This is a genomic window from Sphingomonas sp. PL20, assembly GCF_017875905.1.
GTDB lineage: Bacteria > Pseudomonadota > Alphaproteobacteria > Sphingomonadales > Sphingomonadaceae > Sphingomonas > Sphingomonas echinoides.
Genome location: NZ_JAGINH010000002.1, coordinates 2025550 through 2050108 on the forward strand (window position 1 = coordinate 2025550; position 24559 = coordinate 2050108).

The 24559-nt window shown below is 65.4% G+C and carries 29 protein-coding genes and 2 other RNA genes; 9 read left to right on the plus strand and 22 right to left on the minus strand.

The features are described 5' to 3' along the window. Position 1: 1 nt before the first annotated feature. From H4W01_RS09335 to H4W01_RS09385, 11 genes are all read right to left on the minus strand, one after another. Entirely contained in the window at positions 2 to 310 is a 309-nt protein-coding gene (locus tag H4W01_RS09335; RefSeq protein ID WP_209610794.1) for a hypothetical protein, read from the minus strand. Continuing rightward, positions 307 to 852 carry a J domain-containing protein gene (locus tag H4W01_RS09340; protein WP_209610795.1) on the minus strand — a complete coding sequence of 182 codons (546 nt, stop codon included), beginning with the start codon at positions 850 to 852 and terminating at the stop codon, positions 307 to 309. Before H4W01_RS09340 ends, H4W01_RS09335 begins: the two co-directional genes overlap by 4 nt. Positions 853 to 934: 82 nt before the next feature. Beyond that, positions 935 to 1310, minus strand: an RNA gene (gene rnpB / locus H4W01_RS09345) — RNase P RNA component class A. A gap of 11 nt (positions 1311 to 1321) precedes the next feature. Next, the gene (locus tag H4W01_RS09350) at positions 1322 to 2011 is read right to left on the minus strand and encodes an N-acetylmuramoyl-L-alanine amidase (RefSeq protein ID WP_209610796.1); all 690 of its coding nucleotides are present in this window, start codon (positions 2009 to 2011) and stop codon (positions 1322 to 1324) included. Between the two features lie 68 nt (positions 2012 to 2079). Further along, complete coding sequence (locus tag H4W01_RS09355) at positions 2080 to 2874, minus strand: CheR family methyltransferase (protein WP_010402922.1); 795 nt, start codon at positions 2872 to 2874, stop codon at positions 2080 to 2082. 65 nt (positions 2875 to 2939) lie between these two features. After that, complete coding sequence (locus tag H4W01_RS09360; protein WP_209610797.1) at positions 2940 to 4019, minus strand: chemotaxis protein CheB; 1080 nt, start codon at positions 4017 to 4019, stop codon at positions 2940 to 2942. A gap of 12 nt (positions 4020 to 4031) precedes the next feature. Beyond that, positions 4032 to 4397 (minus strand): response regulator, encoded by a 366-nt coding sequence (locus H4W01_RS09365; RefSeq protein ID WP_010402926.1) that lies wholly within the window; start codon positions 4395 to 4397, stop codon positions 4032 to 4034. 74 nt (positions 4398 to 4471) lie between these two features. Next, positions 4472 to 4900, minus strand: a complete 429-nt coding sequence (locus H4W01_RS09370; RefSeq protein WP_209610798.1) for a chemotaxis protein CheW — start codon at positions 4898 to 4900, stop codon at positions 4472 to 4474. Beyond that, positions 4900 to 7188, minus strand: a complete 2289-nt coding sequence (locus tag H4W01_RS09375; RefSeq protein ID WP_209610799.1) for a chemotaxis protein CheA — start codon at positions 7186 to 7188, stop codon at positions 4900 to 4902. Before H4W01_RS09375 ends, H4W01_RS09370 begins: the two co-directional genes overlap by 1 nt. A gap of 54 nt (positions 7189 to 7242) precedes the next feature. After that, positions 7243 to 7887 carry a histidine phosphotransferase family protein gene (locus tag H4W01_RS09380; RefSeq protein WP_010402929.1) on the minus strand — a complete coding sequence of 215 codons (645 nt, stop codon included), beginning with the start codon at positions 7885 to 7887 and terminating at the stop codon, positions 7243 to 7245. An 85-nt stretch (positions 7888 to 7972) separates the two neighbouring features. Continuing rightward, complete coding sequence (locus H4W01_RS09385) at positions 7973 to 8383, minus strand: Mov34/MPN/PAD-1 family protein (RefSeq protein ID WP_209610800.1); 411 nt, start codon at positions 8381 to 8383, stop codon at positions 7973 to 7975. 16 nt (positions 8384 to 8399) lie between these two features. Here H4W01_RS09385 and H4W01_RS09390 point away from each other — a divergent pair, with 16 nt between their 5' ends. From H4W01_RS09390 to mtgA, 3 genes are all read left to right on the plus strand, one after another. Beyond that, on the plus strand, positions 8400 to 9350 hold the full coding sequence (locus H4W01_RS09390; RefSeq protein WP_209610801.1) for an RluA family pseudouridine synthase: 951 nt from the start codon (positions 8400 to 8402) through the stop codon (positions 9348 to 9350). 57 nt (positions 9351 to 9407) lie between these two features. Further along, complete coding sequence (rpoH, locus tag H4W01_RS09395) at positions 9408 to 10313, plus strand: RNA polymerase sigma factor RpoH (RefSeq protein ID WP_010402933.1); 906 nt, start codon at positions 9408 to 9410, stop codon at positions 10311 to 10313. Positions 10314 to 10374: 61 nt separating this feature from the next. Beyond that, entirely contained in the window at positions 10375 to 11136 is a 762-nt protein-coding gene (gene mtgA, locus H4W01_RS09400) for a monofunctional biosynthetic peptidoglycan transglycosylase (protein WP_334685214.1), read from the plus strand. 3 nt (positions 11137 to 11139) lie between these two features. Here the strand turns inward: mtgA and H4W01_RS09405 are convergent, their stop codons facing one another. The 4 genes from H4W01_RS09405 to H4W01_RS09420 all read right to left on the minus strand — a co-directional run bounded on the left by H4W01_RS09405 (position 11140) and on the right by H4W01_RS09420 (position 14418). Beyond that, entirely contained in the window at positions 11140 to 11385 is a 246-nt protein-coding gene (locus H4W01_RS09405) for a hypothetical protein (RefSeq protein ID WP_209610802.1), read from the minus strand. Positions 11386 to 11455: 70 nt separating this feature from the next. Then, the gene (locus H4W01_RS09410) at positions 11456 to 11779 is read right to left on the minus strand and encodes a YbaB/EbfC family nucleoid-associated protein (protein ID WP_010402936.1); all 324 of its coding nucleotides are present in this window, start codon (positions 11777 to 11779) and stop codon (positions 11456 to 11458) included. Then, positions 11776 to 13470 carry a DNA polymerase III subunit gamma/tau gene (locus tag H4W01_RS09415; RefSeq protein WP_209610803.1) on the minus strand — a complete coding sequence of 565 codons (1695 nt, stop codon included), beginning with the start codon at positions 13468 to 13470 and terminating at the stop codon, positions 11776 to 11778. Before H4W01_RS09415 ends, H4W01_RS09410 begins: the two co-directional genes overlap by 4 nt. Positions 13471 to 13521: 51 nt before the next feature. Further along, entirely contained in the window at positions 13522 to 14418 is an 897-nt protein-coding gene (locus H4W01_RS09420) for a hypothetical protein (protein WP_209610804.1), read from the minus strand. Between the two features lie 257 nt (positions 14419 to 14675). On the opposite strand from H4W01_RS09420, the gene H4W01_RS09425 reads away from it, so the two are divergent. Beyond that, entirely contained in the window at positions 14676 to 15365 is a 690-nt protein-coding gene (locus H4W01_RS09425) for a helix-turn-helix transcriptional regulator (protein WP_209610805.1), read from the plus strand. A gap of 115 nt (positions 15366 to 15480) precedes the next feature. Continuing rightward, positions 15481 to 15852: a VOC family protein gene (locus tag H4W01_RS09430; RefSeq protein WP_209610806.1), complete on the plus strand. Its 372-nt coding sequence runs from the start codon at positions 15481 to 15483 to the stop codon at positions 15850 to 15852. Between the two features lie 93 nt (positions 15853 to 15945). On the opposite strand, the gene ffs is transcribed toward H4W01_RS09430, so the two are convergent. From ffs to H4W01_RS09455, 5 genes are all read right to left on the minus strand, one after another. Beyond that, an RNA gene (ffs, locus tag H4W01_RS09435) (signal recognition particle sRNA small type) lies at positions 15946 to 16043 on the minus strand. A gap of 61 nt (positions 16044 to 16104) precedes the next feature. After that, positions 16105 to 16326: a hypothetical protein gene (locus H4W01_RS09440; RefSeq protein WP_102673102.1), complete on the minus strand. Its 222-nt coding sequence runs from the start codon at positions 16324 to 16326 to the stop codon at positions 16105 to 16107. Positions 16327 to 16372: 46 nt separating this feature from the next. Next, positions 16373 to 16705: a 2Fe-2S iron-sulfur cluster-binding protein gene (locus tag H4W01_RS09445; protein ID WP_209610807.1), complete on the minus strand. Its 333-nt coding sequence runs from the start codon at positions 16703 to 16705 to the stop codon at positions 16373 to 16375. Then, a complete protein-coding gene (locus H4W01_RS09450; protein ID WP_209610808.1) occupies positions 16702 to 17793 on the minus strand; it encodes a cysteine desulfurase family protein in 1092 nt (363 codons plus the stop codon). Before H4W01_RS09450 ends, H4W01_RS09445 begins: the two co-directional genes overlap by 4 nt. Beyond that, positions 17790 to 18821, minus strand: coding sequence for a cysteine desulfurase family protein (locus H4W01_RS09455; protein ID WP_435804099.1), 1032 nt, complete (start codon positions 18819 to 18821; stop codon positions 17790 to 17792). The genes H4W01_RS09450 and H4W01_RS09455 overlap by 4 nt, the downstream gene beginning before the upstream one ends. A gap of 173 nt (positions 18822 to 18994) precedes the next feature. Here H4W01_RS09455 and H4W01_RS09460 point away from each other — a divergent pair, with 173 nt between their 5' ends. Beyond that, positions 18995 to 19651, plus strand: a complete 657-nt coding sequence (locus H4W01_RS09460; RefSeq protein ID WP_010402947.1) for an alpha/beta hydrolase — start codon at positions 18995 to 18997, stop codon at positions 19649 to 19651. Positions 19652 to 19693: 42 nt separating this feature from the next. Here H4W01_RS09460 and H4W01_RS09465 read toward each other — a convergent pair whose 3' ends face one another. Together H4W01_RS09465 and H4W01_RS09470 are read right to left on the minus strand one after the other, a co-directional pair. Then, on the minus strand, positions 19694 to 19861 hold the full coding sequence (locus tag H4W01_RS09465) for a hypothetical protein (RefSeq protein WP_209613531.1): 168 nt from the start codon (positions 19859 to 19861) through the stop codon (positions 19694 to 19696). Between the two features lie 102 nt (positions 19862 to 19963). Beyond that, the gene (locus H4W01_RS09470; protein ID WP_334685215.1) at positions 19964 to 20935 is read right to left on the minus strand and encodes a threonine ammonia-lyase; all 972 of its coding nucleotides are present in this window, start codon (positions 20933 to 20935) and stop codon (positions 19964 to 19966) included. 138 nt (positions 20936 to 21073) lie between these two features. Here H4W01_RS09470 and H4W01_RS09475 point away from each other — a divergent pair, with 138 nt between their 5' ends. The 3 genes from H4W01_RS09475 to H4W01_RS09485 all read left to right on the plus strand — a co-directional run bounded on the left by H4W01_RS09475 (position 21074) and on the right by H4W01_RS09485 (position 24507). Next, a complete protein-coding gene (locus H4W01_RS09475; RefSeq protein WP_209610809.1) occupies positions 21074 to 22294 on the plus strand; it encodes a type III PLP-dependent enzyme in 1221 nt (406 codons plus the stop codon). Between the two features lie 141 nt (positions 22295 to 22435). Then, complete coding sequence (locus H4W01_RS09480; RefSeq protein WP_209610810.1) at positions 22436 to 23485, plus strand: 1,9-bis(guanidino)-5-aza-nonane synthase; 1050 nt, start codon at positions 22436 to 22438, stop codon at positions 23483 to 23485. A gap of 38 nt (positions 23486 to 23523) precedes the next feature. After that, the gene (locus H4W01_RS09485; protein WP_209610811.1) at positions 23524 to 24507 is read left to right on the plus strand and encodes an alpha/beta hydrolase; all 984 of its coding nucleotides are present in this window, start codon (positions 23524 to 23526) and stop codon (positions 24505 to 24507) included. Positions 24508 to 24559 lie beyond the last annotated feature (52 nt).

Here is a 24559-nt window from a genome sequence, read left to right on the forward strand (position 1 = left end):
CTCATTCCCCCTCGGGCGTCAGTCCCAATTCCTCAACCACCGCCGTAACCGGCACGCCGCCTCGCACCAGCGCCCATTCGCCGGGTGCAGCGCCATTGACCACCGTCACGCTGCCGCGCGGGCAGACGCCGAGGCATTTCACCTCGAGAATCCCAAGCGCCCCTTTGCGCCCCTTGCGTACGCCAAGCTCCGCGCGCAGCGCCTTGGCCAGCGGCGTCTTGCCCTTGGGGCCAAAGCCGCCACCCAGCTTCTTCGAACATTTCTTGCAGACGAGGATGGCGTTCGCCCAGTCCGAACGGACGGTCTTCAAAGACCCGGCTTCCACGTCCGCGCATCCTCGGCGGCCTTCAGCACATCATAGGCCGCCTGAATCGCGAGGAAGCGCGCAGCGGCTTCCGTGTCGCCGGGGCGGACATCGGGGTGGTTCGACTTGGCGAGGCGTCGCCACGCCACGCGCACCATCTCGAAATCGGCGTCGACCTCCAGCTCAAGCACTTCAAGCGCCCGCATCTCATCGCGCGATCGGCTGCCATCGCCCGATCCCGCCCATTGCTGGTGACGCGATGCGGTATAACCCTCGGCGGTCTGCGTCTCGGCGCGCTCGCGCTCGGCCGCTTCCTCGGCGCTCAAGCCTTCGAAATAATTCCAGCCGCGATTATATTCGCCGGCATGCTCCTGGCAGAAATACCAGCGCTCGGGGCTGTTGGGGGATTTCGGCGCGGGGCAATCGCCCTTTTCGGTGCAGCCATGCCGGTCGCACAGCCGCACGGTCGCCGCTTCCATGCTGGCCTCGCCATAGGCGCGCCAGCGCGGAAAGCCCCAGTCGGCTGATCGGGAGGAGGAACGCGCCATAGCGGGCCATCTAAGCATCGAAGCGCGATAGCGCCATGACGCTTTTGTGAAACCACCATGAAAAAACGGCGACCCGCAAAAAAATGCCAGAGGGTCTGTAAGCCGGGTTCTGTCCCCCTCTTGCGAGGTTAGGCGACCATTCCTCTAGGACGACGTTTGCACGCCGCCTCAAGCAATCAACCCGGATGACGAGCCGGAACGAGGCCCATATGCCATCCCTATTCGATCTTGCTCCCGGTGGGGTTTGCCATGCCGCCCCTGTTACCAGGCGCGCGGTGCGCTCTTGCCGCACCCTTTCACCCTTGCCTGTTCCTTCTTGCGAAGGACATCGGCGGTCTGCTCTCTGTGGCACTGTCCCTGGGGTCACCCCCGCCGGGCGTTACCCGGCACCGTCGTTCCGCGGAGCCCGGACTTTCCTCGCGGTGCTTAACACACCCCGCGGCCGCCCGACCCTCTGGCAACACTGGCCTTAGTCGTCTCCGGTCGGCTTTGGCAACAGCAGCGCAAGCAGGATGCTGCGGCACTCGCCGTCAATCACCCCGTCGAGCAATTCGGGACGAAAGCGGCGCTGGAACGCGACGATGGCGGCGAGCTTGTCGCTGACATCATAGCCGAAGCGTTCGAGCGCGATCAGGAAGCCCGCATCGCTCCACAAAGGGTCCATCAGATTCTTGGTCGGGCGCGGCAAAGCGAGCCGCAATTTGGCGAGGCGGTTCCACGGGAACAGCTCGCCCGGATCCTGCTTGCGCGTCGGTGCAATGTCGGAATGGCCGACCACATTGCCGCGCGTAATGCCGTGGCGCGCGGTGATATCGGCGACCAGCGGAATGAGCGCGTCGATCTGCTCCTCCAGGAACGGGCGATAACCGAATTCATGGCCCGGATTGACGATCTCGATCCCGATGCTGGCCGAATTGACGTCCTCGATGCCGCGCCAGCGCGACTTTCCAGCATGCCAGGCGCGCTTTTCTTCGTCCACCATGCGCAAAATCGTGCCGTCTTCGGCGATCAGATAATGTGCAGAGACCTTCGCGTCCGGGTCGCGCAGCCGGTCAATCGCCGCCTGCGCTGTCTGCATGCCGGTGTAATGCAACACAATCATCGAGACGGGCAGCGTGCGTTCGTCGTAATTGGGCGACGGCGTATCGATGATGGTCATGGTCCCTCCCCGCGAGCCGAAACACCGCTTAAGCACGGACGCGGCGCGTTAGGAAGCCTGGTGGGCGATTACCCCTCCCGCACCGCCGGTTCGTACAGGCCACGATAGCGCGCGCTCGGCCGGAAGGCCTCGGTCTGGCCGATCACCGTTTCGCCCGCGCCCAGCACCAGCACGCCGCCCGGACGCAGGACCGTCGCCAACCGGTCAAGAATCTGCCGGCGCAGTTCAATCGTCAGATACAGCAAGACATTGCGGCACAGGATGACATCGAAGCGGCCGACCGGCGGCGGATCGGTGACCAGGTTGAGCCGTCGGTAGTTGATCCGCCGCACCAGCTCGGTCTTGGCGACCCAGTCCACGCCGTCGCCATCGAACCACCGCACCATGCGCCGTATCGGCAAGCCGCGCTGGATCTCGAATTGCGAATAGCGACCGCTGCGGGCGCGCGCCAGCGCCGCCTCCGACACGTCGGATGCGATGATTTCGGGCGGCAAATCGTGCTGATCGGCCCCACGCTCGGCGAACAACATGGCCAGCGAGAGCGGCTCCTGCCCGAACGAACACCCCGCCGACCAAACACGCGGTCGACGGTTGAGTTTGGTCGCGCGGAGACTGTCGACCGCATCGGCCACCATCTCGAACACGGCCGCGTCCCGGAAAAACGAGCTTTCCTGGTTGAGCAACGCGTCGGCGACCCGGTCACCGATCGCAGTCGAGTGCTGCGCCGCAGTTGCGAGCGCGTCGAGGGTTTCAAGACCAAGGTCGCGCAGCACCGGTTTCAACACCGTCTCCACGCGCCATTCGCGATTGGCGGCAAGCTGCTGCCCGGTCCGCGCCTCCAAAATCGCGGTCAGCACGCCCATCGTGCCTTTTGAGGACGCGCGCGGAAGCAAACCGCGCGCCGGGGCCAAATCAAGGCTGGGCGCGCTCATGCCGGACGCCGCCGCGCCGCGATCAAGCGACCGATCTCCCGGGGTGGCAACACCGCGCTGGCCCCGCCCGTATTGGCGATCGCGCCGGGCATCCCCCACACCACCGAGCTCTCGCGGTCCTGCACCACGACGGTTCCGCCATGGCTTTGTACGCTGCGGGCCCCATCGCTTCCATCGCGGCCCATACCGCTCAACACGACGCCAAGCACACGCGACCCATAGACCTCCGCCAAACTCTCAAACATCGGATCGACCGATGGCATACAGCCGCTTTTCGCGGGATCGGCAGTCAAGCGGATCGCGCCGCCATCGCCGGTGCTGACCACCCGGATATGGGCATTTCCCGGCGCAACGATCACGCGCCCGGGGCGGATCCGCATACAATCGGTCGCGACGTCGCACGGCCGATTGGCCAGCACGGCAATCTGCGCCGCGAAATACGGCATGAACGATTCGGGCAAATGCTGCGTAATCAAAATCGGAACGGTAAAATCCTTGGGAATTTCGCGCAGCAACAGGCTGAGCGCGTGAATACCGCCAGTCGATGCCCCGATCGCGACAACGTCAAAGCCAGGGGCCACCCCCGGCTCTCCGACTCCCGCACCCGAGCGCGGGGGCAACGCCTGGGCATCGTCGGTCGTGAGCAAGCGAGTCAATTTCTCGTTGAGCGCGATCGAGAAGCGCCCGGCAAACTCGCCGATATCGGGCTTCACCAGCGTATCCGCCGCGCCCAGGGCGAGCGCCTCGACCGTGGCCGCAGCCCCCTCGCTGGCTGCCGAGGATACGATCAGGACCTTGGCCCCCTGCCCGGCCGCGATCAGCCCCGGCAAGGCCGCCAAGCCCGAGACTCCCGGCATTTCGAGATCGAGCACGATGCCATCGACACGGGTATGCTTGACGAATTCCAGCGCCACTGCCGCACTGGAGACGGCACCGGCGACAAGGAAACGCCCATCGCTTTCAACCGCGCGCGCAATAACGGCGCGCGCGACCGCCGAATCGTCGACGATCAGGACGAGCGGGCGCGGATCACCAATCCTTGCCGGCTTCGGCTTTGGTGCGGGGCGGGTGCGCATGGGACAGACCCGTCAGGCCATGCCCACGATCTGAAGTTTGCTTTCCAGCGTCTCGCGGTCGAACGGCTTCATGACATATTCGTCCGCCCCCGCCTCGATCGCGGCGCGGATATGCGCCATGCCGTTCTCGGTGGTGCAGAACACCACCTTGGGCCGGGTCGGGATGGCGCTGTCGCGCAGCGCGCGCAGAAAATCCATGCCGCTCATCACGGGCATGTTCCAATCGAGCAGGACCACATCGGGTGCCGACACCAGACAGGCGTCCAGCGCCTCGCGACCGTCCCCCGCTTCGCTCACGCGAAAGTTGAGCGTCTCCAGGATGTGGCGCGCGACCTTGCGGATCACCTTCGAATCGTCGACGACGAGGCACGTCTTCATGAATTCACCCTGTTAAAGTCCGCTTGGGGCAACCCTGCCCGAAATGCGTAAGCGTCGCGTTAATCTGGAGGTTTTTACGCGGCCAGCGCGAGCGCGCCCGGGATCAAGCCGTCGAGCGCGATCGCAAGGATCGGCTCGCCATCGCGCTCGACAATGCCGCGCCCGACCTTCAGCCACCCCTTATCCAACAGGATGCCGGCCGATAGCGGCGTAAGGTCGAAGGGGGCGACGTCATCCAGCGCATCGACGAGAATGGCGTAATAATGGCCTTCGACGATGGTGATGATGGCGCGGCTCGCATCGACCTCTGCCGCTTCCAGCCCCAGCGCCGCACGCGTGTCGATGACGGTGACGACGCGGCTGCGCAAGGCGGCAAGGCCGCGCACCTGACGTTCCGCGCGCGGGACCGGGATGATGCTGCCGATGTCCACGACCGACTCGACCTGGCTGGATTCGATCGCCACGGGCCGCCCGGCGATTTGTGCGATCAGGAACAACGCCATTATCGACCTCCCGTCGAGCGCGCGACCGCCGCCAGCAGCGCTGGCCGGTCATAGCGGAAAATGCTGCCGTCATCGCCGTCGGCGTCGCGGCGCAGGCGCACGACGGGAACCGTCGCGGCGCTCCCGGTCGGATCGTCGCTCATCCGCACCACCACGCGCGGCGTCTCGCCCGGTCGCAGCATGGTCGCCACGCGATACCCAGCGCCTTCCAGCACGGGTTTCAGGAAGGTCGTCATCCAGGCGGTTTCGGGGCCATCGAACAGGCACAGCGGCGCATCGCTGACGGTGCCGGCATCGGCGTGGCTCGCAAACAGCCAGTGCAGGTCGATCACTTCAATCTGATCGCCATCGATCGCCACGACACCCGCGATCGGCCCGGCATCGTGCGCCGGGACAACGGTTTCCGGGAGTTCAACGATATCGATCGCTTCGCCAATCGCGTAACCGATCTCGACCGAGCCATCGCGCAGCCGCACGACCGACACCGTCGATTGCGGGGCCCATTCGCCCAAGGCGACGAGCGGGATGATCCCGCCCTCAACCGACAAGCGCAATCGGCCCGCCGAAAAGCGGATTGCGGAAGCGGAAACGGGCTCGACGCGATCGATCACCGACAGTGGCAGCACCCTGCGCACCCCGTCGAGATCGTCGAACAACAGCGCCTGCACGCCGGGGACCACGGCCTCCGCCTCGATCTCTTCAACCATCGCCTCACGCCCGAACACCAGGCCCGCAACATGCGCGATACCGGCGCAATCGAGCATCAGCATTGGCAGCCCGCTATCGGGCAGCGTCTGTCCGGCATAGACCCCCGTCGCCATGATGGCCGGCGCGGCCGGCTTGATGACCAGTTCCTCATGATCGAGCACCGAATCGACCGCCAGCGCGTAGCTGCCGCCCGATGCGCTGACGATCGCCAGCATCACTGGCGACCGCGGCCCGAAGCCGAGCAAATCGCCAAGGTCGATCAACGGCATGCGCCGGTCGCGCACCGTTGCGCTCAACGTGTCGCCGATGCGATCGATGCGGATCATATCGCCACCGACGCGGACGATTTCCTCGATCACCTGGCGCGAGATGGCAAAGCGCTGGTCGCGTACACCAACGCCGATGGTGGACATGATTGAGAGCGTAAGCGGCACATGGATGGAGATTCGCAGGCCCTTGCCGGGCGCATTGTGCAATTCGATCCGCCCGCCAATCTGCTCCACATTGGCGCGCACCACGTCCATCCCGACGCCGCGGCCGGAAATGGCGGTGGCCATGTCCTTGGTCGAAAGGCCGGGTTCGAAAATCAGATCGAGCTTTGCCTGCTCGCTCATGCCGCGCAATTGCGCGTCGCTGCGCAGCCCTGCGCTCGCGACCTTCGCGACGAGCCGATCGGTATCGACCCCCTGACCATCGTCGCTGATCTCGATGACGATCTGGTTGCCCGATTGCCGCGCCGCCACGTTGAGCCAGCCATTCTCACGCTTGCCCAGCGCGCGGCGCAACGCCGGGGCTTCGATGCCGTGGTCAATCGAATTGCGGATGATGTGAACGAGCGGATCGCGCATCATCTCGATCATCTCGCGGTCAAGCTCGACGTCGCTGCCCTCAATATGCAGCGTCACCGATTTGCCGAGTTCGGTCGCGGTATCGCGCACCATGCGCGGCAGCGCGGAGAACAAAGCGTCGATCTTCTGCATGCGCGTCCGCGTGACCGTGTCGCGCATCTCGGCGACGGTCAGCGAGAGCCGCTCGAGCGCGGCCTCGACGACCGGGTCGGCCCCTCCATCGCGCACGCGCCGCGCCAGTTCGTTGCGCGCCAGCACCATGTCGGACATGCCGCTCATCATCCGGTCGAGCAAATCGACGTTGAGGCGGACACTGCGGCTGGGGGAGCGCGGTGCCGACACCGCCTGGGGCACCGCCATTTCGGCACCCGTATCCAGCGCTGCGATCAGCAGGTCTTCGCCCGAATCGTCAAGGGCATGGCCGGCATCGATCGCCTCGACGATCTCGCCAATCCGGTCGACAATCGCCAACACGGCGTTGACAAGCCGGGTATCGGGCGCGCGCTCGCCCGATCGCACCGCCGCCAGGACGTCTTCGGCGGCATGGCTCAGTCGCGCGAGGCGCGGCAGATCGAGAAAACCGCAGCTGCCTTTCACCGTATGGACGAAGCGAAAGATCGCATCGAGCCGGTCGCGATCGTCCGGCGCGGATTCCCATGCGACGATTTCGCCCGAGAGCGCTTCGAGCGTCTCACGCGTCTCGGCGATGAATTCCTGTAAGAGATCGTCCATGGGCCCCCGCGTAGCGCTGCACGCGGTCATGGCCGAACAGTGGTTAAGGCAGAGTTAGCCTGCCTTGAAGGCCGCGCCGAACAACAGCACCGAATCCTCGGGGTCGGAAACCTGGACGATCCCGCCGCCCTCGGCGACCAACGCCTGCACAAGATACGCGGCGGCCGCCCGCGGGGTGATAACGGCTTCGCCCTGCGTTCCGGTCAAGGCCGCGCGCATTTCGGCATCGAGCACGATGCGCGGGCCATCGGCGCGGACTACGATTTCGACCTGACCATCATTGCTTTCCGCGCCGACATCGAGTTGTCCGCCGCGCACCAGCGCATCGCCCGCGATCAGCGCGAGGTTGAGCAATACCTTGATGGCCGGCTTGGGCAGCGTCGCATCCTCGACCAGCCAGCCGAGCTTGACCTTGTGTCCGTCGCCGAACAGCCCCTCGATCGCCGCGCGCGCTTCGCGCGAATCGACCGATTCGCCGAATCCCCCGGCGGCACCAAAAGCGAGCCGGAAGAATTTCAGCTTGTTGGCGGACGCCTTGGCGCTGTCGCTCAGCAGTTCCAGGCAGCGCGCGCGCATTTCCGGGTCATGCTCATCGGCGAGCAGTTCCAGTCCGTTATTGAGTGCGCCCACCGGGCTCAGCAAATCGTGGCACAGGCGCGAGCACAGCAGGCTTGCGAAATCGGCGGCGCTGATCGTCATTGGTTGTTTGGCTTTCGGATCATGACTTGATCGCTCTTCTGGCGATGCACGGCGGAGGAAGCAACCCACTGCATCCCTATTGGTGTCAGACTTCCTCGATCCGATACGGCACGGCGTCGAACCGCCCGGCATGCGCGCCCTCGCAAACGGCGCGATAACAGGCGACGGTCTGCCCCGCGATGATGATCCACAGCGTCCCATCGGGTGCGGCGGCGGCCGCGTCGCGCGCCGAGGGTGTTGCGACCCCATTGGGGTGCGAGTGATAGTATCCGAGCAACGCAGGACCACCGTCGCGCGCCGCGCGATGCGCCGCGATAAGGGCAGCGGGGTCGATCTCGAAGGCGTGGGCGGGCTCCGCCGCGACGTTGCGACAGGCACGCACCGCTTCCAGCCGCTCCGCCGTGCCGAACAGCAGGCCGCACACCTCCACCTCCGGCGTATTTGCGGCTTCGTTTAGCAGTCCCGCCAACAGAGTGCTTGAAATCTCCAACGTCATGCCCAGATTCTAGTCCATGAACCGGGGGGTGGCCACTCTTGAAGCGCGGGTTTCCGCGACCGCGCAGGGGCTGCGCCTCGACCGCGCGCTGGCCGATGCGCTGCCGGATGTCTCGCGCGAACGGCTGAAGGCGTTGATCGCAAGCGGGGCCGTTACCGATCCGCGCGGGCATGTCGCCAATGATCCATCGGGCAAGGCGATTGCCGGGGGCCTGTATCTGGTCGCCGTCCCCGCCCCCACGCCCTCGCATAACGCCGCGCAGGACATCGCGCTCAACGTCGTGTTCGAGGATAACGAACTGATCGTGATCGACAAACAGGCGGGGTTGGTCGTCCATCCGGCGGCGGGGAATGCCGACGGCACCTTGGTCAACGCGCTGCTCCACCACTGCGCGGGCAATCTCTCGGGGATTGGCGGCGTGGCGCGGCCCGGGATCGTCCACCGTATCGACAAGGACACGTCAGGCCTGATGGTCGCGGCCAAGACCGACCGCGCGCATGAGGGCCTGGCCAAGCAATTTCACGACCACAGCATCGACCGGCGCTATAAGGCGATCGTGTCGGGGCAGCCCGCCCCGCCTGCCGGAACCGTCGACGCACCGCTCGCGCGATCACCCTCCAACCGCAAGAAAATCGCGATTGTCCCCGGCGGCAAACGGGCGGTCACGCATTTCACCACGATCGAACGCTTGCGCGACGCCGCGCTGGTCGAATGTCGGCTGGAAACCGGACGGACGCACCAGGTCCGCGTGCATATGGCCTCGCTCGGTCACCCCTTGCTCGGCGACCCGGTTTACGGTAGAACAAAGCAGGCCCACAAAGCCACTTTGGAAACCTTGGGTTTCCGGCGTCAGGCGTTGCACGCCGCCCGTTTGGGGTTCATTCATCCGGTGACAAGTAACGCTTTGGCGTTCGATAGCGAAATGCCTGCCGACATGCAGGAACTGTTCTATAGACTGTTTGTATAGGTTTCGGCTGGCGTGTGCCTCTGGCACGGTCCAGCTTCGATAAAGGGAGACACGATCATGGCAGCCCGCAGCAACGTCCCCGCGACGATCCCCGCCCTTGGCGGCGAGGCGAGCCTCAATCGCTACCTGTCGGAGATCAAGAAATTTCCGATCCTCGCGCCCGAGCAGGAATATATGCTTGCCAAGCGCTTCGAAGAGCATGGCGACACCGACGCCGCCGCGCAATTGGTCACCTCGCATCTGCGCCTCGTGGCGAAGATTGCGATGGGCTATCGCGGTTATGGCCTGCCCGTGTCGGAGCTGATCTCCGAGGGCAATATCGGCCTGATGCAAGGCGTTAAGAAGTTCGAGGCCGATCGCGGCTTCCGCCTGGCGACCTATGCGATGTGGTGGATCCGTGCCTCGATCCAGGAATTCATCCTGCGCTCGTGGAGCCTGGTGAAAATGGGCACCACCGCCGCGCAGAAGAAGCTGTTCTTCAACCTGCGCCGGATGAAGTCCAAGCTCGACGCGTTCGAGGATGGCGATCTGTCGCCTGAGCATCTCGCCAAGATCGCCAAGGATCTGGGGGTCACCGAGGACGAAGTCACCAGCATGAATCGCCGCATGGCGATGGGCGGCGATACCTCGCTCAACGTGCCGATGCGCGAAGATGGCGAAGGCCAGTGGCAGGATTGGCTCGCCGACGACTCACCCTTGCAGGACAGCGTCGTTGCCGAAGCGCAGGAAGCCGATGTCCGCCACGAAATGCTCACTGCGGCGATGGACGACCTCAACGAGCGCGAAAAGTTCATCCTGACCGAACGCCGCCTGACCGACGAGCCCAAGACGCTCGAGGAACTGAGCCAGGTCTATGGCGTGTCGCGCGAGCGCGTCCGCCAGATCGAGGTGCGCGCGTTCGAGAAGCTGCAAAAGGCGATGATGCGCATCGCGGGCGACAACCGGATGCTGGTCTCCGCCTGATCGCATAGCGTTTCTTCCCTCGACACTGCTCCCGCGCTACGCAAAGCGTTGGGAGCATGTCATGGGACCAGGGAACGCCAATGTCGGAACGCATGTGCAACAGTCCGAACTGAACCCGCGTGCGCGCCCTCGTCCGAAACGCGGCCTGCTCGGACGTGTGGTCGGCTGGGCGCTCCGCGCGGTGATCGCTTTCGTGATCGTGTCGATCTTCATGGTGGTGCTCTACCGCTTCGTGCCGCCGCCGATCACGCTGACCATGGTCGGCGATGCGCTGGGCGGGCACGGCATCGACAAATCCTGGCGGCCGCTATCGAAGATCGACCCCGACATGGCGCGTGCGGCGATTGCGGGCGAGGATTCGCGCTTCTGCCTGCATAACGGGTTTGATCTGCACGCGATCGAAACGGCTTATCTGCGCAATGCAAGCGGTGGGCGCATTCGCGGCGGATCGACCATCAGCCAACAAACCGCCAAGAACGTCTTTCTAATTCAGGGCGGCGGCTATGCGCGCAAAGCGTTGGAGGCGTATTTCACCGTCCTGATTGAAAACATCTGGGGCAAGCGCCGGATTATGGAGGTCTATCTCAATGTCGCCGAGACCGGCATTGGGACGTATGGCGTCGACGCTGCGTCACGGCGCTATTTCGGCCATGACGCAAGCCACCTGACGCCTGACGAAGCTGGCCGGATCGCCGCTGTGCTGCCACTCCCAAAGAAGCGCGCGGCGATCGCGCCACGCGGATTCACCCGCCGCCACGGCAACACTATCACCCGCCGGGTGGGCGTCGTCCGTAACGACGGGCTGGACCGCTGCTTGCGCTAAACCTTATTTGGTCGCGTCGTCCGCCGCCTTCGAAGCGCTGTCGCCGACCTTCTTCGCGCTGTCGCCCACATCCTTTGCCGCACCGGCGATCGCGTCGGTACGCACATTGTCATTCTGGCTCTTGTTGAACAGATAGAACGCGCCAACTGCGACCGCGATCAACAGAACAATGCCAATGAAGATTGCGCCGCCGCCGCTGCGACGTTCGATCACAGTGGTGTGCGGGGTCTCGGTTACTTGCTCGCTCATGCTATCCTCCTGCTTTTATCTGCAGGGTTGAACGGGTTGCACGGGCGATCGTTCCGTTATCGCCCCCCGATCAGAAGGGCAGCTTGAACCCCGGCGGCAGCGGGATGCCGCTGGTCATCTTGGCCATTTCTGCGCCCGATGCCGCATCGGCCTTGGCTTTGGCATCGTTGAACGCGGCGACGACGAGATCCTCGACCATCTGCTTCTCGCTCGGCTGCAGCAGCGATTCGTCGATCTCGATGCCGATAATCCGCCCCTTGGCCGACGCCCGCACCTTGACCAGCCCGCCACCGGCCACGCCTTCGACTTCGATCTTGTCGAGACCGTCCTGCGCCTTGGTCAATTCGGCCTGGACGTTCTGCGCCATGGCCATGATGTCTTCGATACTCTTCATGCCGTCATACTCCGCTTCGCCGCCAGCAGGCGGTCAATTTCACTCTCCGGAACCTCGGCGTCGGGGAACGCCTCCAGCGCCGCCGCGATCACCGGCGTTGCCAGAATCTCGGCCTTGAACGCCTCGCGCTGCGCCGCTTCGGCCTCGCGCACCGTCGGCGCGCCCGGCGTCGGCGCAGTCGTCACTTTCCAGGCACGCCCGGTGACGCGCTTCAGCGTGACCGCCAATTCTGCGACCAGATCGGGCGAAATCGGGCGCGCCGAGCTCAGCACCAGATCGCTGCCGTCAAGGCTGACAATGCTGGCGTGATGCACCACGCGCGACGCCAAAGCGAGTTCGCCCGAAGCCTCGAGCAAGGCGACGATCTGGCTGATCGAGCGTGGTAAGTCTGCCTCCTCCAGCGCGGCCGCCGCGCTCGCCACGGGGGCAGCCGGAGCCGCCGCTGCGGCGGGGGCCGGGGCCGCCGCGTTGAGCGGCACGCCAGTGCTGATCATCCGCGCCAGCTCGCCCGGATCGGGCAAGGTCGAGGCATGGACCAGCCGCAGCAGCGCCATCTCGCACGCTTCGATCGGCATCGCCGCGCGGGCAACTTCGTCATGGCCCTTGAGCAGCAATTGCCACAGCCGGTGCAATGCGGCGAAGGACAGCGAGGACGCCCAGTCCAGCAACGCCTCGCGCTCCTCGGTCGCCTGTCCGGCTTCCTGCGCCGCGCCGAGCTTGACCAAGGTGGTGGCATGAACGGTCTCCAGCAGCCCGCGCAGCACGCCGAGCGGATCGACCCCCAAATCATATTGCCGCCGCAGCGCCGCCAATGCGCCGATCCCGTCGCCCGCGAGCAACAGCGTCATCAAATCGCGGATCGCCCCGCGATCGGACAGGCCGAGCATGTCGCGCACCGCGCCCGCGCTGACCGCGCCGCCATCCATATCGGCATGGGCGATCGCCTGGTCGAGGATCGACAGCCCGTCGCGCGCCGACCCTTCCGCCGCCCGCGCGATCAGCCCGAGCGCCTCGGGCTCGGCCTCAACCCCCTCGGCCGCGACCACGCGCGCGAAATGCTCGGCCAGCAACTCCGCCGGAATGCGCCGCAAATCGAAGCGCTGGCAGCGCGACAGCACCGTCACCGGGACCTTGTTGACCTCGGTCGTCGCCAGCACGAACTTCACGCCCTCGGCCGGTTCCTCCAGCGTCTTCAGCAGCGCGTTGAAGGCGTTCTTCGACAGCATGTGGACTTCGTCGATGATGTAGATTTTGTAGCGCGCGACGAACGCCGTCATCCGCGAGGCATCGATCACCGCGCGCATGTCGTCGACGCCGGTATGGCTGGCGGCGTCCATCTCGATCACGTCGATATGCCGCCCCTCGGCAATGCCGACGCACGGCTCGCACACGCCGCACGGGTTGATCGTCGGCCCACCCTGCCCGTCCGGGCCGATGCAGTTGAGCGCCTTGGCGAGCAGGCGCGCGGTCGAGGTCTTCCCGACCCCGCGCACGCCGGTCAGCAAAAAGGCATGGGCCAGCCGCCCGCGCCGGATCGCATTGCCGAGCGTGGTGACCATCGCATCCTGGCCGATCAGCTCGGCAAAGGTCTGCGGCCGATATTTGCGCGCGAGCACGCGGTACGCGTCGCTCTTCGCCGGAGCGGGCGGTTCGCCCAGGTCGAACGCGGGGAGATCGAGGGAGTCGGACATTATGCGCGGTCTAGCGCGGGCGAGGCGCTGTGTCGAAGGGTTGGTGGCATCTCAGCGCGTTTGCGGCGTGGCCTTGATGATATCGCGCGCGATCCGCTCCACCTTCAGGATGCCGCGCTCATTGGCGGCCCCGGAATACAGCCCACGCAAATAGCCGCGATCAAAATCCGTCAGTTCAGCAGGCGGCGCGGCCGGCCCGGCATCGAACAGCGTCAGGATCGTTGCCGACCCGGCGCGCACCTTCGCTCGCGCGAGCGCCAGCATCCGCATCGCGGCATAATCGGCGATCTGGACAAAGCTCAACCCTTGCACCTTTTCCCGATCGATCAGCATTACCGACGCCACAACATCCCGACGAAAGGGCAGTGCCGCCTGCGACGCGGTCGATACCTCCAAGGTGCCTTCATATAGCGGCTCGCCGTCCCGGCTGCGGATCGCGGTCCGGGTGACGAGGTGAACCGGCCCCGGCTCGGCGAGCACCTTGCGAAAGTCATGCAGGTCAAGATCCCCAAAGAACTGCGGTCGCTTTTTGGCCAGCGCGTCGATCTCAACCTGTCCGTCCGCGACGAACAGCAACACGACATTGGGTCGGCAGTGCTCCCCGGCCAGGGTCAGCCCGGCCTGTTGCGCGTCCTCGAACAAGCGGTCGGCGATCGCGCCGAGTGCCGCGCTCGGCAATCCAGCCGTGGCCAGGCAGATCGGATCGGCAAAGCGCGCCATCGGCTGGCTGAAGGCGATTTCGGGCGTCACATCCTGGGTCAACGCCCGCACCGTCGCGGCATCGGGCGCTTTGCGTCCTGTCACCACGATCGAATCGTCGGGCATGCCAGCGGGCTGCTTTTGTGCGACTGGCGGAATTTGGCGTGGGGATGCTTGCGCAATCGCCATCGCGCTGTGCGCAACCGCGATCGATGCCGCAATCCCGCACACCCACATTCGCCCCATCATCGCCCACCTGCCCCGTCTCGTCCCGATCCCGCCCCTGGGTAGCAGCTTGTCGCTGTTCTACAATGCGTTGGGCCCAAGCGGGGCGGCTATTGATCGAGAGTTTGCCCGGCAAATCCGTCTCGTCGGACCAGCCTTGCCGACCGACCGGACCCTGTCGAGGGGATAGTGTGCCCGAGGACCGTTGCCAAAAACGCGCACCATCGATACTGCCACAATATGGCAGTATTGGTCATGACGACCATATTCGAAGGACCAGCATGTCTCGCGCACAGCGGCTGCTCGACTTGATCCAGCTTTTGCGACGCCATCGGCGCGCTGTGGCGGGGGCGGCGCTGGCCGAGGAGCTCGGTGTCTCGCTGCGTACCGTGTATCGCGACATCGATGCCTTGAAGGCCCAAGGTGCGCAGATCGACGGCGAAGCCGGCGTAGGCTATGTCCTTCGCCCGGGCTTCATGCTGCCGCCGCTCATGTTTTCCGAGGACGAGATCGAGGCATTGGTGCTGGGATCGCGGTGGGTTTCGGAACGCGCGGACGGACTTTTGGGCAAGGCCGCGCGCAACGTGCTTGCCAAGATCGGCGCAGTGTTACCCCCCGATTTGAAGGACGGCATCGATGCCTCAGGATTGTTGATCGGGCCAGGCGCGCCAATCGCCGCCGGGGACGCGGAACTTCCCACGATCCGTCAGGCGATCCGGTCCGAGCGGATGCTCCATATCGCCTATGCCGACGAACATGGCAGCGCCACACAGCGTACCATCTGGCCGTTTGCGCTGGCGTTTTACGATCGCGTGCGCGTCGTCGTTGCGTGGTGCGAATTGCGCGGCGGCTATCGACATTTCCGAACCGACCGAATCACCACGCTAGCCGTGACGGCCGGTCGCTATCCACGCCGACGCGGCGCGATGCTCAAAGAATGGCGCACGCTGCGCGGCATTCCCGAGCAATAGTCCTCGAGGAACAACGCTGTGGGGAATCGACTGCTGACATAAGCTGACAGCATGACGTCGTAAAAGGTCCCTACCGGCACGCAATTGCCGCGCTGCCGATGCGAGGAGACCTTCAATGCCCGATTTCAGCTTTCTGCTGCTACACGTCGCGGACCCTGCTGCCAGCGCAACATTCTACACAACGCTGCTCGGCATCCCGATTATCGACCAGAGACCGGGTTTTTCGATGCTGCCGTTGCGCGATGGCGTCATGTTGGGGCTTTGGGAGCGCGATACGGTCGAACCGCAAAGCAGCGGTCAATCCGGTGCCAATGAAATCGCGTTTGCCGTTGCGGACGCGGCGGCCGTGGAGGCGACGTACGACGCCTGGCAGCGGCGCGGCGTGACCATCCTTCAAACACCGACCGAGATGAGTTTCGGTCTCACCTTCGTTGCGATCGATCCCGATGGGCATCGCCTTCGGGTGTTTGCGCCCGCTATGGCTTGAAGCGCCCCGGCGAAGCCGGGTCGTCGGGCGGGCCTTGCCCGCCGGCCGCGCTGGCGCGTCTTGTGCGCAGCTTTGCTGCGTACATGCGCGCTGCGCGGTGGGAGCCGGAACGACCCGCGGCGAAATCGTTGTGGCTGCTTCCTTCCGGATCTGACCAGGTTGGCGACGACCACGTCCGCCCGACTCCCGCGCTGCCTATGGCGGGGTCGGGCGAAAGGATCAAGCCTGTCTCGACCGAAGTCGAACCCGCGCTTAGCGGCGCACCGTCCGGCAGGTGCGGATACGCTGGTGATGGCGATAGACTGTGCGGCACACTTTGCGGGTGTGCGGACGCCAGCCACGGTTGCGCTCGGTGTGGACGACGGTGCGTTCGACCCGGCGATCATGCTGGCGCTCGACCTGTGCGCTCGCGCTGGCGGGGGCCATGGCGGCAGCGGCGATCAGGCCCGCCGAGATCAGGGCTGCGAATTTCATGGGATCATCTCCTGTATCGTGCCGAGGTGGCACCACAGGCAAATGATCAACGGCCCTGCATGTTCCGCACTTCGCCCGGAATCCGCACGGTGAGCTGCTCCAACCGGTCCCCGAGCAAGATCTGGCAGGCCAGCCGACTGGTGCGCGTCGCCCCCGCCGCCAGGTCCAACATATCCTCTTCATCCTCGCTCGCGGGCGGCAATTTGGCGAAATCGTCCGCCGCGACGATCACATGGCAGGTCGAACATGCCATCTGCCCCTCGCACGTGCCCTCCAGCGGCTGACCGTCGGCCTGCGCCACTTCCAGCAGCCGCGCGCCGCTCTGCGCGGTCACCTCGCGGATCGTGCCGTCGGTGCCGATGAAACGAACCAGGGTCATGCAGCAATCCTTTGCGCGTCGGCGGCCAGCATGATGCGGTCGATCGCGTCGGTCAATTCGGCCTCGCTGGTATAACGCCCGAAGCCGATGCGGAGGCTCGATCGCGCCTGCGCCTCGCTTAGGCCAAGCGCGCGCAGCACATGGCTCGCCCGCCCCGACCCGCTGGCGCAGGCCGATCCCGCCGAGAACGCCACGTCGCGCAAGGTGGACATCAGCCGCGCCACGTCCAGACTATCACGCCGGATGTTGAGATTGCCACGATAGCGCCGGTCGCGCGCGCCATTGATCTGCCAGTCGGGTCCGAGGCGCCGCGTCGCCAGCGTCCACAAATGCTCGATATGCGCCGCGTCCGCCGCGCCGCGCGCCGCCATCAGCGCCGCCGCCGTCCCGAACCCCGCGCACAAGGCCGGGGACAGCGTGCCCGATCGCCCAAGCGCTTCCTGCCCGCCGCCATGCAGCAGCGGCGCGAGCGTAATGCCGCCCCGCACCCACAAAGCGCCGATTCCCTTCGGCCCATAGATCTTGTGCCCCGACACCGCGACCAGATCGCAGGCGGCAGGAATGTCGACCCGCCCATACCCCTGCACTGCATCGCACAGCAAAAGCGCGCCCGCCGTATGCGCGATCTCGGCCAGCGCGGCGATCGGCTGGATCACGCCAATCTCATTATTGACCAGCATTGCCGCGACCAGTTTCGTGCCCGGCACGATCGCGGCGCGCGCCTGATCGAGATCGACCAGCCCGTCGCCCCCGACCCGCAGCACCGTCACCTCTTGTCCGCCCGAGCGCAGCGCCGCGACCGTATCGAGCACGGCGGCATGTTCGCTCGCCAGCGTCACCACCGGGCCGCCCAGCCCCTTGATCGCCCAGTTGAGCGCCTCGGTCGCGCCGCTGGTGAACGCGAGCGTACCGCCCGGCGGCAGCAGCGCCGCCACCTGATCGCGCGCCACTTCCACCAGCGCCTTGGCCTTGCGCCCGGCGGCATGCGCCGAATGCGGATTGGCATGCTGATCGCGCAGCCACGGCAGCATAGCGTCGAGCGCTTCGGGGGCGAGCGGCGTGGTCGCCTGATAATCGAGATAGATCATGCCGCAAACGCACGGGCCGAACGCGCGACAGTGCGCCATTCGGTGATGAAGCGCTCGACATCCGCCGCGCTGGTGTCGCGCCCGAAACTCACGCGGACCACCTCGCGCGACGCCTCCACGTTCCATCCCATCGCGCCCAGCACATGGCTCGGCTTCATGCTGCCCGACGAGCACGCACTCCCCGCCGACACCGCAATCCCCGCCATGTCGAAGCGGATGAGCTGCGTCGCAGCGGCCAGCCCCGGCATCCGGTACGACCCGATCGCCGGATGGCGCGGCGCTCCGGCGGCGACGACATCCCCGCCCGAGCGCGCAATCGCATCGTCCAGCCGCGCCCGCAGCGGCACCAGCCGCGCGACCTCCTCCCGCTCCGCCAAAGCCGCCGCAAAGCCGAGCGCGGCGGGCATATTCTCGGTCCCCGCGCGATACCCGCGTTCCTGCCCGCCCGTTGGCGTCAGCATTGCAAGGTCGCGCACCAGCAACGCGCCAATCCCGATCGGCCCGCCGCGCTTATGCCCCGATATCGCGATGAAATCGGCGTGTTCGATCACCTCTGGGTCAGCCCCGGCGGGCATTTGCGCGGCATCGACCAGCAGCAAGCCGCCCGCCGCGTGGGTCAGTTCGGCAATCGCCGCAATCGGCTGCCGCACGCCTGTTTCGCTATTGCACCACTGCACCGCCACAATTGCGCGCGGCCCCGCCAGTAGCGCCGCCAGCGCATCGAGATCGAGCAGCCCCTGCGCATCCACCGGCAGCACGCCAGCATCAGCCGCGGCGCGAATCACCGCATCATGCTCCACCGCCGAGATCAGCCGCCGCTCCGCGCCGCTCCTCGACAAGGCGATCGCCAGCGACTCGCTCGCGCCGCCGGTCAGGATCGTCTCGCCCGGCCAGCCATAAGCGGCGGCAATCGCCGCGCGCGCCTGCTCCAGCTTTGCGCGCGCCGCGCGGCCCTCGGCATGCGGCGAGGATGGATTGGCCCAGGCCCGCATCCCCGCCTCCACCGCAGCAATCGCGGCAGGCCGCATCGGCGTGGTCGCGGCATGGTCGAGATACAGCCGCTCGCGGATCGAGGATTCGGGCAAAATGATGTCAACCTTCGGCAATGATTGCGCGGTGCGGGTGCGAGCCTATATAGCGCGCAATCCATCCTGCCCAAGCCTTGGGTATGGAACCACCTCCTTTGCCGTCAGCAGGTCCGATGCCAGAAGTCATTTTTCCCGGCCCCGATGGTCGTCTCGAGGGCCGTTTCGCGCCAGCTCCCCGCCCGCGCGCGCCCGTCGCGATGATCCTCCATCCGCATCCGCAAGCCGGCGGCACGATGAACAACCACATCGTGATGGAACTCTACAAGACCTTCCAGCGCCGCGGTTTCGCAACACTGCGCTTCAATTTCCGCGGTGTCGGCAAGAGCCAGGGCACCTTCGACAATGGCGTGGGCGAACTGTCCGATGCCGCGAGCGCGCTCGATTGGGTGCAGAGCTTCCACCCCGAAGCCTCGACCACCTGGATCGCCGGCGTCAGCTTCGGTGCGTGGATCGGCATGCAGTTGCTGATGCGCCGCCCGGAAATTCGCGGCTTCATCTCGGTCGCGCCGCCCGCCAACATGTACGACTTCACCTTCCTCGCGCCGTGCCCGGCGAGCGGCATCATCATCCAGGCCGAGAATGACGAAGTCTCGCCCCCGCTCGCCACGCAGAAGCTGGTCGACAAGCTGCGCACGCAGAAGCACATCACGATCCACCACGACACCATCCCCAAGGCGAACCATTTCTTCGAGCACGAAATGCCGCAGCTGATGGGATCGGTGGACAAGTATCTGGATATGCGGCTCGATCCCAACTCGCCGATCAAGTGATCCTCGCCCCGCGCTGCCGTGTCAGGCGGCGCGGGGTCAGCGTTACAGCGTCCAGATCACGACATTGCCCACCAGCACCGCCGCCATCACCAGCATCAGCACGCCCTTTTGCCGATTCTGGCCTTTGGCGATCAACGCCGCGCCGCCGATGAGGCAGGCAAACGCTGCGAGCATGGCGAGCGCGGGAGCGAGGTTTTCGAGAGAGGTCACAGAGCCTCTATTTCCGTTCGTGCTGAGCTTGTCGAAGCACTGCCATCCACCAGCGCTGCGTGTTTGGCCAGGGCCCTTCGACAGGCTCAGGGCGAACGGATGTTATTGGTCCGCGCCCGCCAGCACCGCCCCATAAGCGGCGAGATCCACATTCCCGCCCGACAGAAGCACCAACAGCCCCGGCTCGACCGGCACCTTGCCCGTCAGCACCGCCGCCAGCGCAACCGCGCCGCCCGGCTCCACCACCAGCCGCAGCTTCTCCGCCGCCCAGCGCTGTGCCGCGCGGATTTCCGCCTCGTTCACCGCCACCCCAGTCGCCCCGCGCCGGGCGAGCACGTCGAAGGTCAGCGGTGAGACGCGCAGCGTCTGCAGCGCATCGCACGCCGTTGGCGGCGGTGCGTCGCCGACCGGCTCAATCCACCCCGCCTCCAACGAGCGGCGCATGTCATCCCAGCCCTCCGGCTCCGCCACCGTGATCGTCGCTTCGGGCAAGGCCAGGGTCAGCCCCGCGGCCAGACCGCCCCCGCCACATGGCACCACCACGCGACTCGGCGCGCCCAAACCCAGCGCCGCCATCTGCGCCGCCGCTTCAATCCCGGCGCTGCCCTGCCCCTCGATCACCCAGGGATCATCGAAGCTCGGCACCAGCACCGCCCCGCGCGCTTCGGCCAGTCGCGCGGCGATCTTCTCGCGGCTCTCGGTTGCCCGATCATAGCTCACCACTTCGGCACCCAGTGCCAGCGTGTTCTCGCGCTTGGCCTTGGGCGCATCGGCCGGCATCACGATCGTCGCGGGCATCCCCAGCCGCCGCGCCGCCCAGGCGACTCCCTGTGCGTGATTCCCCGAGGAGAAAGCGACCACGCCTTTTTCCCGCTGGACGGGCTCGATCGCCGTCAACCGGTGCCACGCCCCGCGCAATTTGAACGCGCCGATCGGTTGCAGGCACTCCGCCTTGAAAGAGACCTTAACCCCATGAATTTCAACCACGAAAAGCGGTGTCGGCGGCACCACGGCGGCCACTTTGGCAGCGGCATCGCGGACCCCGGCGCGGGTCGGCTGTCTTAAAATTGTCACTAATTATCTCCGCACGTTCAAAACCGCTTTACAATGCAAAAACGCGCCCCTATCTCGCCCATCCGCTGCCCCATGGGACTTCCAACCGCAAGGCAGCTTTTTTCACCGTAGGCGCAAGCCACTTGGAGGTCCCTTGAGTTGCACAAGCATCATCGCGCGCTGGGGTTAGCGACCACCCCTTCGATTACCAACACTGGTATCGACATCGCTAAGCAGCGGCCGGTTCAGCCGGTCACGCTGGTTCGTCCGCATGCGGCATCGCGTGCGGCCCGGTTCTTCGCAGAGAAGTTCCCGGGTCGTTCGATGTATGCCGTGAAAGCGAATCCGTCGCCTCAACTCCTGCAGATTCTGTGGGATTCGGGCATCACCCATTTCGACGTCGCGTCGATCGCGGAAGTGCGTCTGGTTGCGGAAACGCTCCCCGAGGCGACCCTGTGCTTCATGCACCCGGTCAAGGCACCCGAAGCGATCCGCTCGGCCTATTTCGACTATGGCGTGAAGACGTTTTCTCTCGACAGCGTGGAAGAGCTGGAGAAGATCGTCGACGCGACCGATCACGCCGAAGACCTGACGTTGTGCGTCCGCCTTCGCGTGTCGTCGGAGCATAGCAAGCTGAGCCTCGCGTCGAAATTCGGCGCGGCACCGGGTGAGACCAAGGAATTGCTGTTCCGCGCTCGCCAGGCAGCGGATGCGCTCGGCATCTGCTTCCATGTCGGCAGCCAGGCGATGACGCCCGAAGCCTATGCCAATGCGATGGAGCGCGTCCGCGCCGCCATCGTCGATGCAGCGGTCACGGTCGACGTGATCGATGTCGGCGGCGGGTTCCCCTCGTCCTATCCGGGCATGGAGCCGCCCCCGCTCGAGCGCTATTTCGAGACGATCCACCGTGCGTTCGAATCGCTGCCGGTCAGCTATTCGTCCGAGCTGTGGTGCGAGCCCGGCCGTGCCTTGTGCGCCGAATATAGCTCGATCGTGGTGCGCGTCGAAAAGCGTCGTGGTGATGAGCTGTACATCAACGACGGCGCCTATGGCGCGTTGTTCGATGCGGCGCATATCGGCTGGCGTTTCCCGGTCGAGCTGCTGCGCGAGCCTGAAAGCCGCTCGAAGGACATGGCATTCAGTTTCTATGGCCCGACCTGCGACGACATGGACCATATGGCAGGCCCCTTCTATCTGCCGGCGGACGTGAAGGCAGGCGATTATCTCGAAATCGGGATGCTCGGCGCTTATGGTTCGGCGATGCGCACCGCCTTCAATGGCTTCGGATCGGACGAGACGGTGATCGTCGCCGACGAACCGATGGTATCGCTTTATGGCGAGGACCTGCCAGAGGTCGCTTCGAACGTCGTCACGCTGTAACACAGCACTATCACTATCGCCTGACCTCCTCCCCTCCCGCTCTGCGGGAGGGGTCGGGGGAGGGCATTTTGCTATCGGGGATGCGGACAGTCGGCCCTCCCCTAACCCCTCCGCCAAGCGGGAGGGCATTTGGAGAAGATCATGACCGAAGTCCTCAACACCAACCGCAAGGCCGAATTGCTCTCGACCACCGTCGAGCATATCGACATCACCAAGTTCGACGCGCGCCCGATCGTCGATGCGATGAAGAAGATGAGCTTCACCAGCCGCGATCTCGGCCGCGCGACCGACATCTACAACCAGATGCTCGCCGACCCCGATTGCTCGATCTTCCTCGTCATCGCCGGGTCGACCTCGGCGGGTGGTTGCATGGATCTCTATGCCGAGCTGCTGCGCAACAACATGATCGACGGCGTGGTCGCGACGGGCGCGTCGATCGTCGACATGGATTTCTTCGAAGGCCTTGGCCACAAGCATTATCAGGCGCTCGAAGTGCCGGATGACGACACGCTGCGCTCGCTGCTGATCGACCGTATCTACGACACGTACATCGACGAAGAGCAGCTTCAGGACTGCGACCACACGATCTATGAGATCGCCAACAGCCTGGAACCCCGGCCCTATTCGAGCCGCGAATTCATCCGCGAGATGGGCAAGTATCTCGTCGCGAACGGCAAGAAGGAAAACAGCCTGGTCAAGCTCGCTTACGAGCATGACGTGCCGATCTTCTGCCCGGCCTTCGTCGATTCGTCGGCAGGCTTCGGTCTGGTCAAGCACCAGGTAGACCGGGCCAAGGAGGGCAAGCCGTACATGGTGCTCGACGCGATCGCCGATTTCCGCGAACTGACCGACATCAAGATCAAGGCCGGCACCACCGGCCTGCTGATGATCGGCGGCGGCGTGCCGAAGAACTTCATCCAGGACACCGTGGTCTGCGCCGAAATCCTCGGCCATGACGACGTGCAGGTGCATAAGTACGCCGTGCAGATCACCGTCGCCGACGTGCGCGACGGCGCCTGCTCGTCCTCGACGCTGCAGGAAGCGGCCTCGTGGGGCAAGGTCAACACCGGCATCGAACAGATGGTGTTCGCCGAAGCCGGTTCGGTCATGCCACTGCTGGCATCGGACGCCTATCATCGCGGCCTGTGGAAGAACCGCACCAAGCGTCGCTGGGGTGCGAGCTTCGACTGAACCCGCTAACGTCGCCGCGAATCCATAGGAGAGCGGCAATGTTGGATAGACGGTTGGTATTGGCAGGTGCCGTTGGGGCGACGCTGGGGATGCCCAGCGTCGCCCTTGCGCAATCAGGGGACACGACGGCCACACCGACATGGCCACCAGCCGAATCCTTTCCGCTGTGGCCCGGCAAAGCGCCGGGTGCCCCCGCTACTTTACCCATCCCCGCCCCGAGCTTTGATGGCTATCAGGGCAAGGAATTGTGGCTGCGCGGCGTCGCCGTGCCCACGGTTGGCGTATTCCGCCCGGAACGGCCGGACGGGCGCGCGGTGTTGTCGATCCCTGGCGGTGGCTACGGCTTCGTATCGGTCAGCAATGAAGGCATCGACGTCGCGCGCGTCCTCAATGCGCGCGGCATTACCGTGTTCGTGCTCGCTTATCGCTTGCCCGGGGAAGGCTGGGCCAAGCGCGAGGATGTGCCGCTGCAGGATGCGCAGCGCGCGATGCGGCTGATCCGCGCCAATGCGACACGCTATGGCATCGACCCGGCGCGGCTGGGTACGATCGGCTTCTCCGCCGGGGGTCACCTCGCCGGAATGCTCGCCGTCGGCCATGCCGACCCCGTCTATACGCCTGTCGACCACGCCGACCACTTGTCCGCGCGGCCCGATTTCGCCGGATTAATATATGCGGTGACGTCGTTTCAGACCGCCGGCTTCGATCCGGCAGCCCCCGTCAACGGCCTGCTGGGGCCCAAGCCGTCGGCCGCGTTGCTCGATCGCTATGATCCGGCGCGCCGCCTCGATTCCAGCGCACCACCGCTGTTCCTCGCCCATGCGATGGATGACGGTGTCGTGCCGATCGCGCAATCGCTGCTGATGCTCGACCGCGCGCGGGTCGAACGGGTGCCGGTGGAGGCCCATCTGTTCCAGCATGGTGGACATGGCTTCGGCGCGCTGCATCTGGCGGCAGGATCACCGGGTCTCGATTGGCCCGAACTGTTCTCGCGCTGGAGTGCGGCCCTGCCGCGACCTTAGGCGTACCGCATGGCCGTCATTGCGAGACCGGACTATTTCGGGCACGCTCCCT

What these genes read in the sequence shown, in the direction of transcription:
- H4W01_RS09385 (WP_209610800.1), bottom strand. Translation starts at nt 8,383, where the DNA reads ATGACGTTGGAGATTTCAAGCACTCTGTTGGCGGGACTGCTAAACGAA.
- H4W01_RS09485 (WP_209610811.1), top strand. Translation starts at nt 23,524, where the DNA reads ATGTTGGATAGACGGTTGGTATTGGCAGGTGCCGTTGGGGCGACGCTG.
- H4W01_RS09380 (WP_010402929.1), bottom strand. Translation starts at nt 7,887, where the DNA reads ATGACGATCAGCGCCGCCGATTTCGCAAGCCTGCTGTGCTCGCGCCTG.
- H4W01_RS09360 (WP_209610797.1), bottom strand. Translation starts at nt 4,019, where the DNA reads ATGCGCACCCGCCCCGCACCAAAGCCGAAGCCGGCAAGGATTGGTGAT.
- H4W01_RS09480 (WP_209610810.1), top strand. Translation starts at nt 22,436, where the DNA reads ATGACCGAAGTCCTCAACACCAACCGCAAGGCCGAATTGCTCTCGACC.
- H4W01_RS09460 (WP_010402947.1), top strand. Translation starts at nt 18,995, where the DNA reads ATGCCAGAAGTCATTTTTCCCGGCCCCGATGGTCGTCTCGAGGGCCGT.
- H4W01_RS09340 (WP_209610795.1), bottom strand. Translation starts at nt 852, where the DNA reads ATGGCGCGTTCCTCCTCCCGATCAGCCGACTGGGGCTTTCCGCGCTGG.
- rpoH (WP_010402933.1), top strand. Translation starts at nt 9,408, where the DNA reads ATGGCAGCCCGCAGCAACGTCCCCGCGACGATCCCCGCCCTTGGCGGC.
- H4W01_RS09440 (WP_102673102.1), bottom strand. Translation starts at nt 16,326, where the DNA reads ATGAAATTCGCAGCCCTGATCTCGGCGGGCCTGATCGCCGCTGCCGCC.
- mtgA (WP_334685214.1), top strand. Translation starts at nt 10,375, where the DNA reads ATGGGACCAGGGAACGCCAATGTCGGAACGCATGTGCAACAGTCCGAA.
- H4W01_RS09420 (WP_209610804.1), bottom strand. Translation starts at nt 14,418, where the DNA reads ATGATGGGGCGAATGTGGGTGTGCGGGATTGCGGCATCGATCGCGGTT.
- H4W01_RS09415 (WP_209610803.1), bottom strand. Translation starts at nt 13,470, where the DNA reads ATGTCCGACTCCCTCGATCTCCCCGCGTTCGACCTGGGCGAACCGCCC.
- H4W01_RS09445 (WP_209610807.1), bottom strand. Translation starts at nt 16,705, where the DNA reads ATGACCCTGGTTCGTTTCATCGGCACCGACGGCACGATCCGCGAGGTG.
- H4W01_RS09370 (WP_209610798.1), bottom strand. Translation starts at nt 4,900, where the DNA reads ATGGCGTTGTTCCTGATCGCACAAATCGCCGGGCGGCCCGTGGCGATC.
- H4W01_RS09375 (WP_209610799.1), bottom strand. Translation starts at nt 7,188, where the DNA reads ATGGACGATCTCTTACAGGAATTCATCGCCGAGACGCGTGAGACGCTC.
- H4W01_RS09425 (WP_209610805.1), top strand. Translation starts at nt 14,676, where the DNA reads ATGTCTCGCGCACAGCGGCTGCTCGACTTGATCCAGCTTTTGCGACGC.
- H4W01_RS09350 (WP_209610796.1), bottom strand. Translation starts at nt 2,011, where the DNA reads ATGACCATCATCGATACGCCGTCGCCCAATTACGACGAACGCACGCTG.
- H4W01_RS09430 (WP_209610806.1), top strand. Translation starts at nt 15,481, where the DNA reads ATGCCCGATTTCAGCTTTCTGCTGCTACACGTCGCGGACCCTGCTGCC.
- H4W01_RS09405 (WP_209610802.1), bottom strand. Translation starts at nt 11,385, where the DNA reads ATGAGCGAGCAAGTAACCGAGACCCCGCACACCACTGTGATCGAACGT.
- H4W01_RS09365 (WP_010402926.1), bottom strand. Translation starts at nt 4,397, where the DNA reads ATGAAGACGTGCCTCGTCGTCGACGATTCGAAGGTGATCCGCAAGGTC.
- H4W01_RS09455 (WP_435804099.1), bottom strand. Translation starts at nt 18,821, where the DNA reads ATGCGGCCTGCCGCGATTGCTGCGGTGGAGGCGGGGATGCGGGCCTGG.
- H4W01_RS09390 (WP_209610801.1), top strand. Translation starts at nt 8,400, where the DNA reads ATGAACCGGGGGGTGGCCACTCTTGAAGCGCGGGTTTCCGCGACCGCG.
- H4W01_RS09450 (WP_209610808.1), bottom strand. Translation starts at nt 17,793, where the DNA reads ATGATCTATCTCGATTATCAGGCGACCACGCCGCTCGCCCCCGAAGCG.
- H4W01_RS09355 (WP_010402922.1), bottom strand. Translation starts at nt 2,874, where the DNA reads ATGGGCGTGCTGACCGCGATTTTGGAGGCGCGGACCGGGCAGCAGCTT.
- H4W01_RS09410 (WP_010402936.1), bottom strand. Translation starts at nt 11,779, where the DNA reads ATGAAGAGTATCGAAGACATCATGGCCATGGCGCAGAACGTCCAGGCC.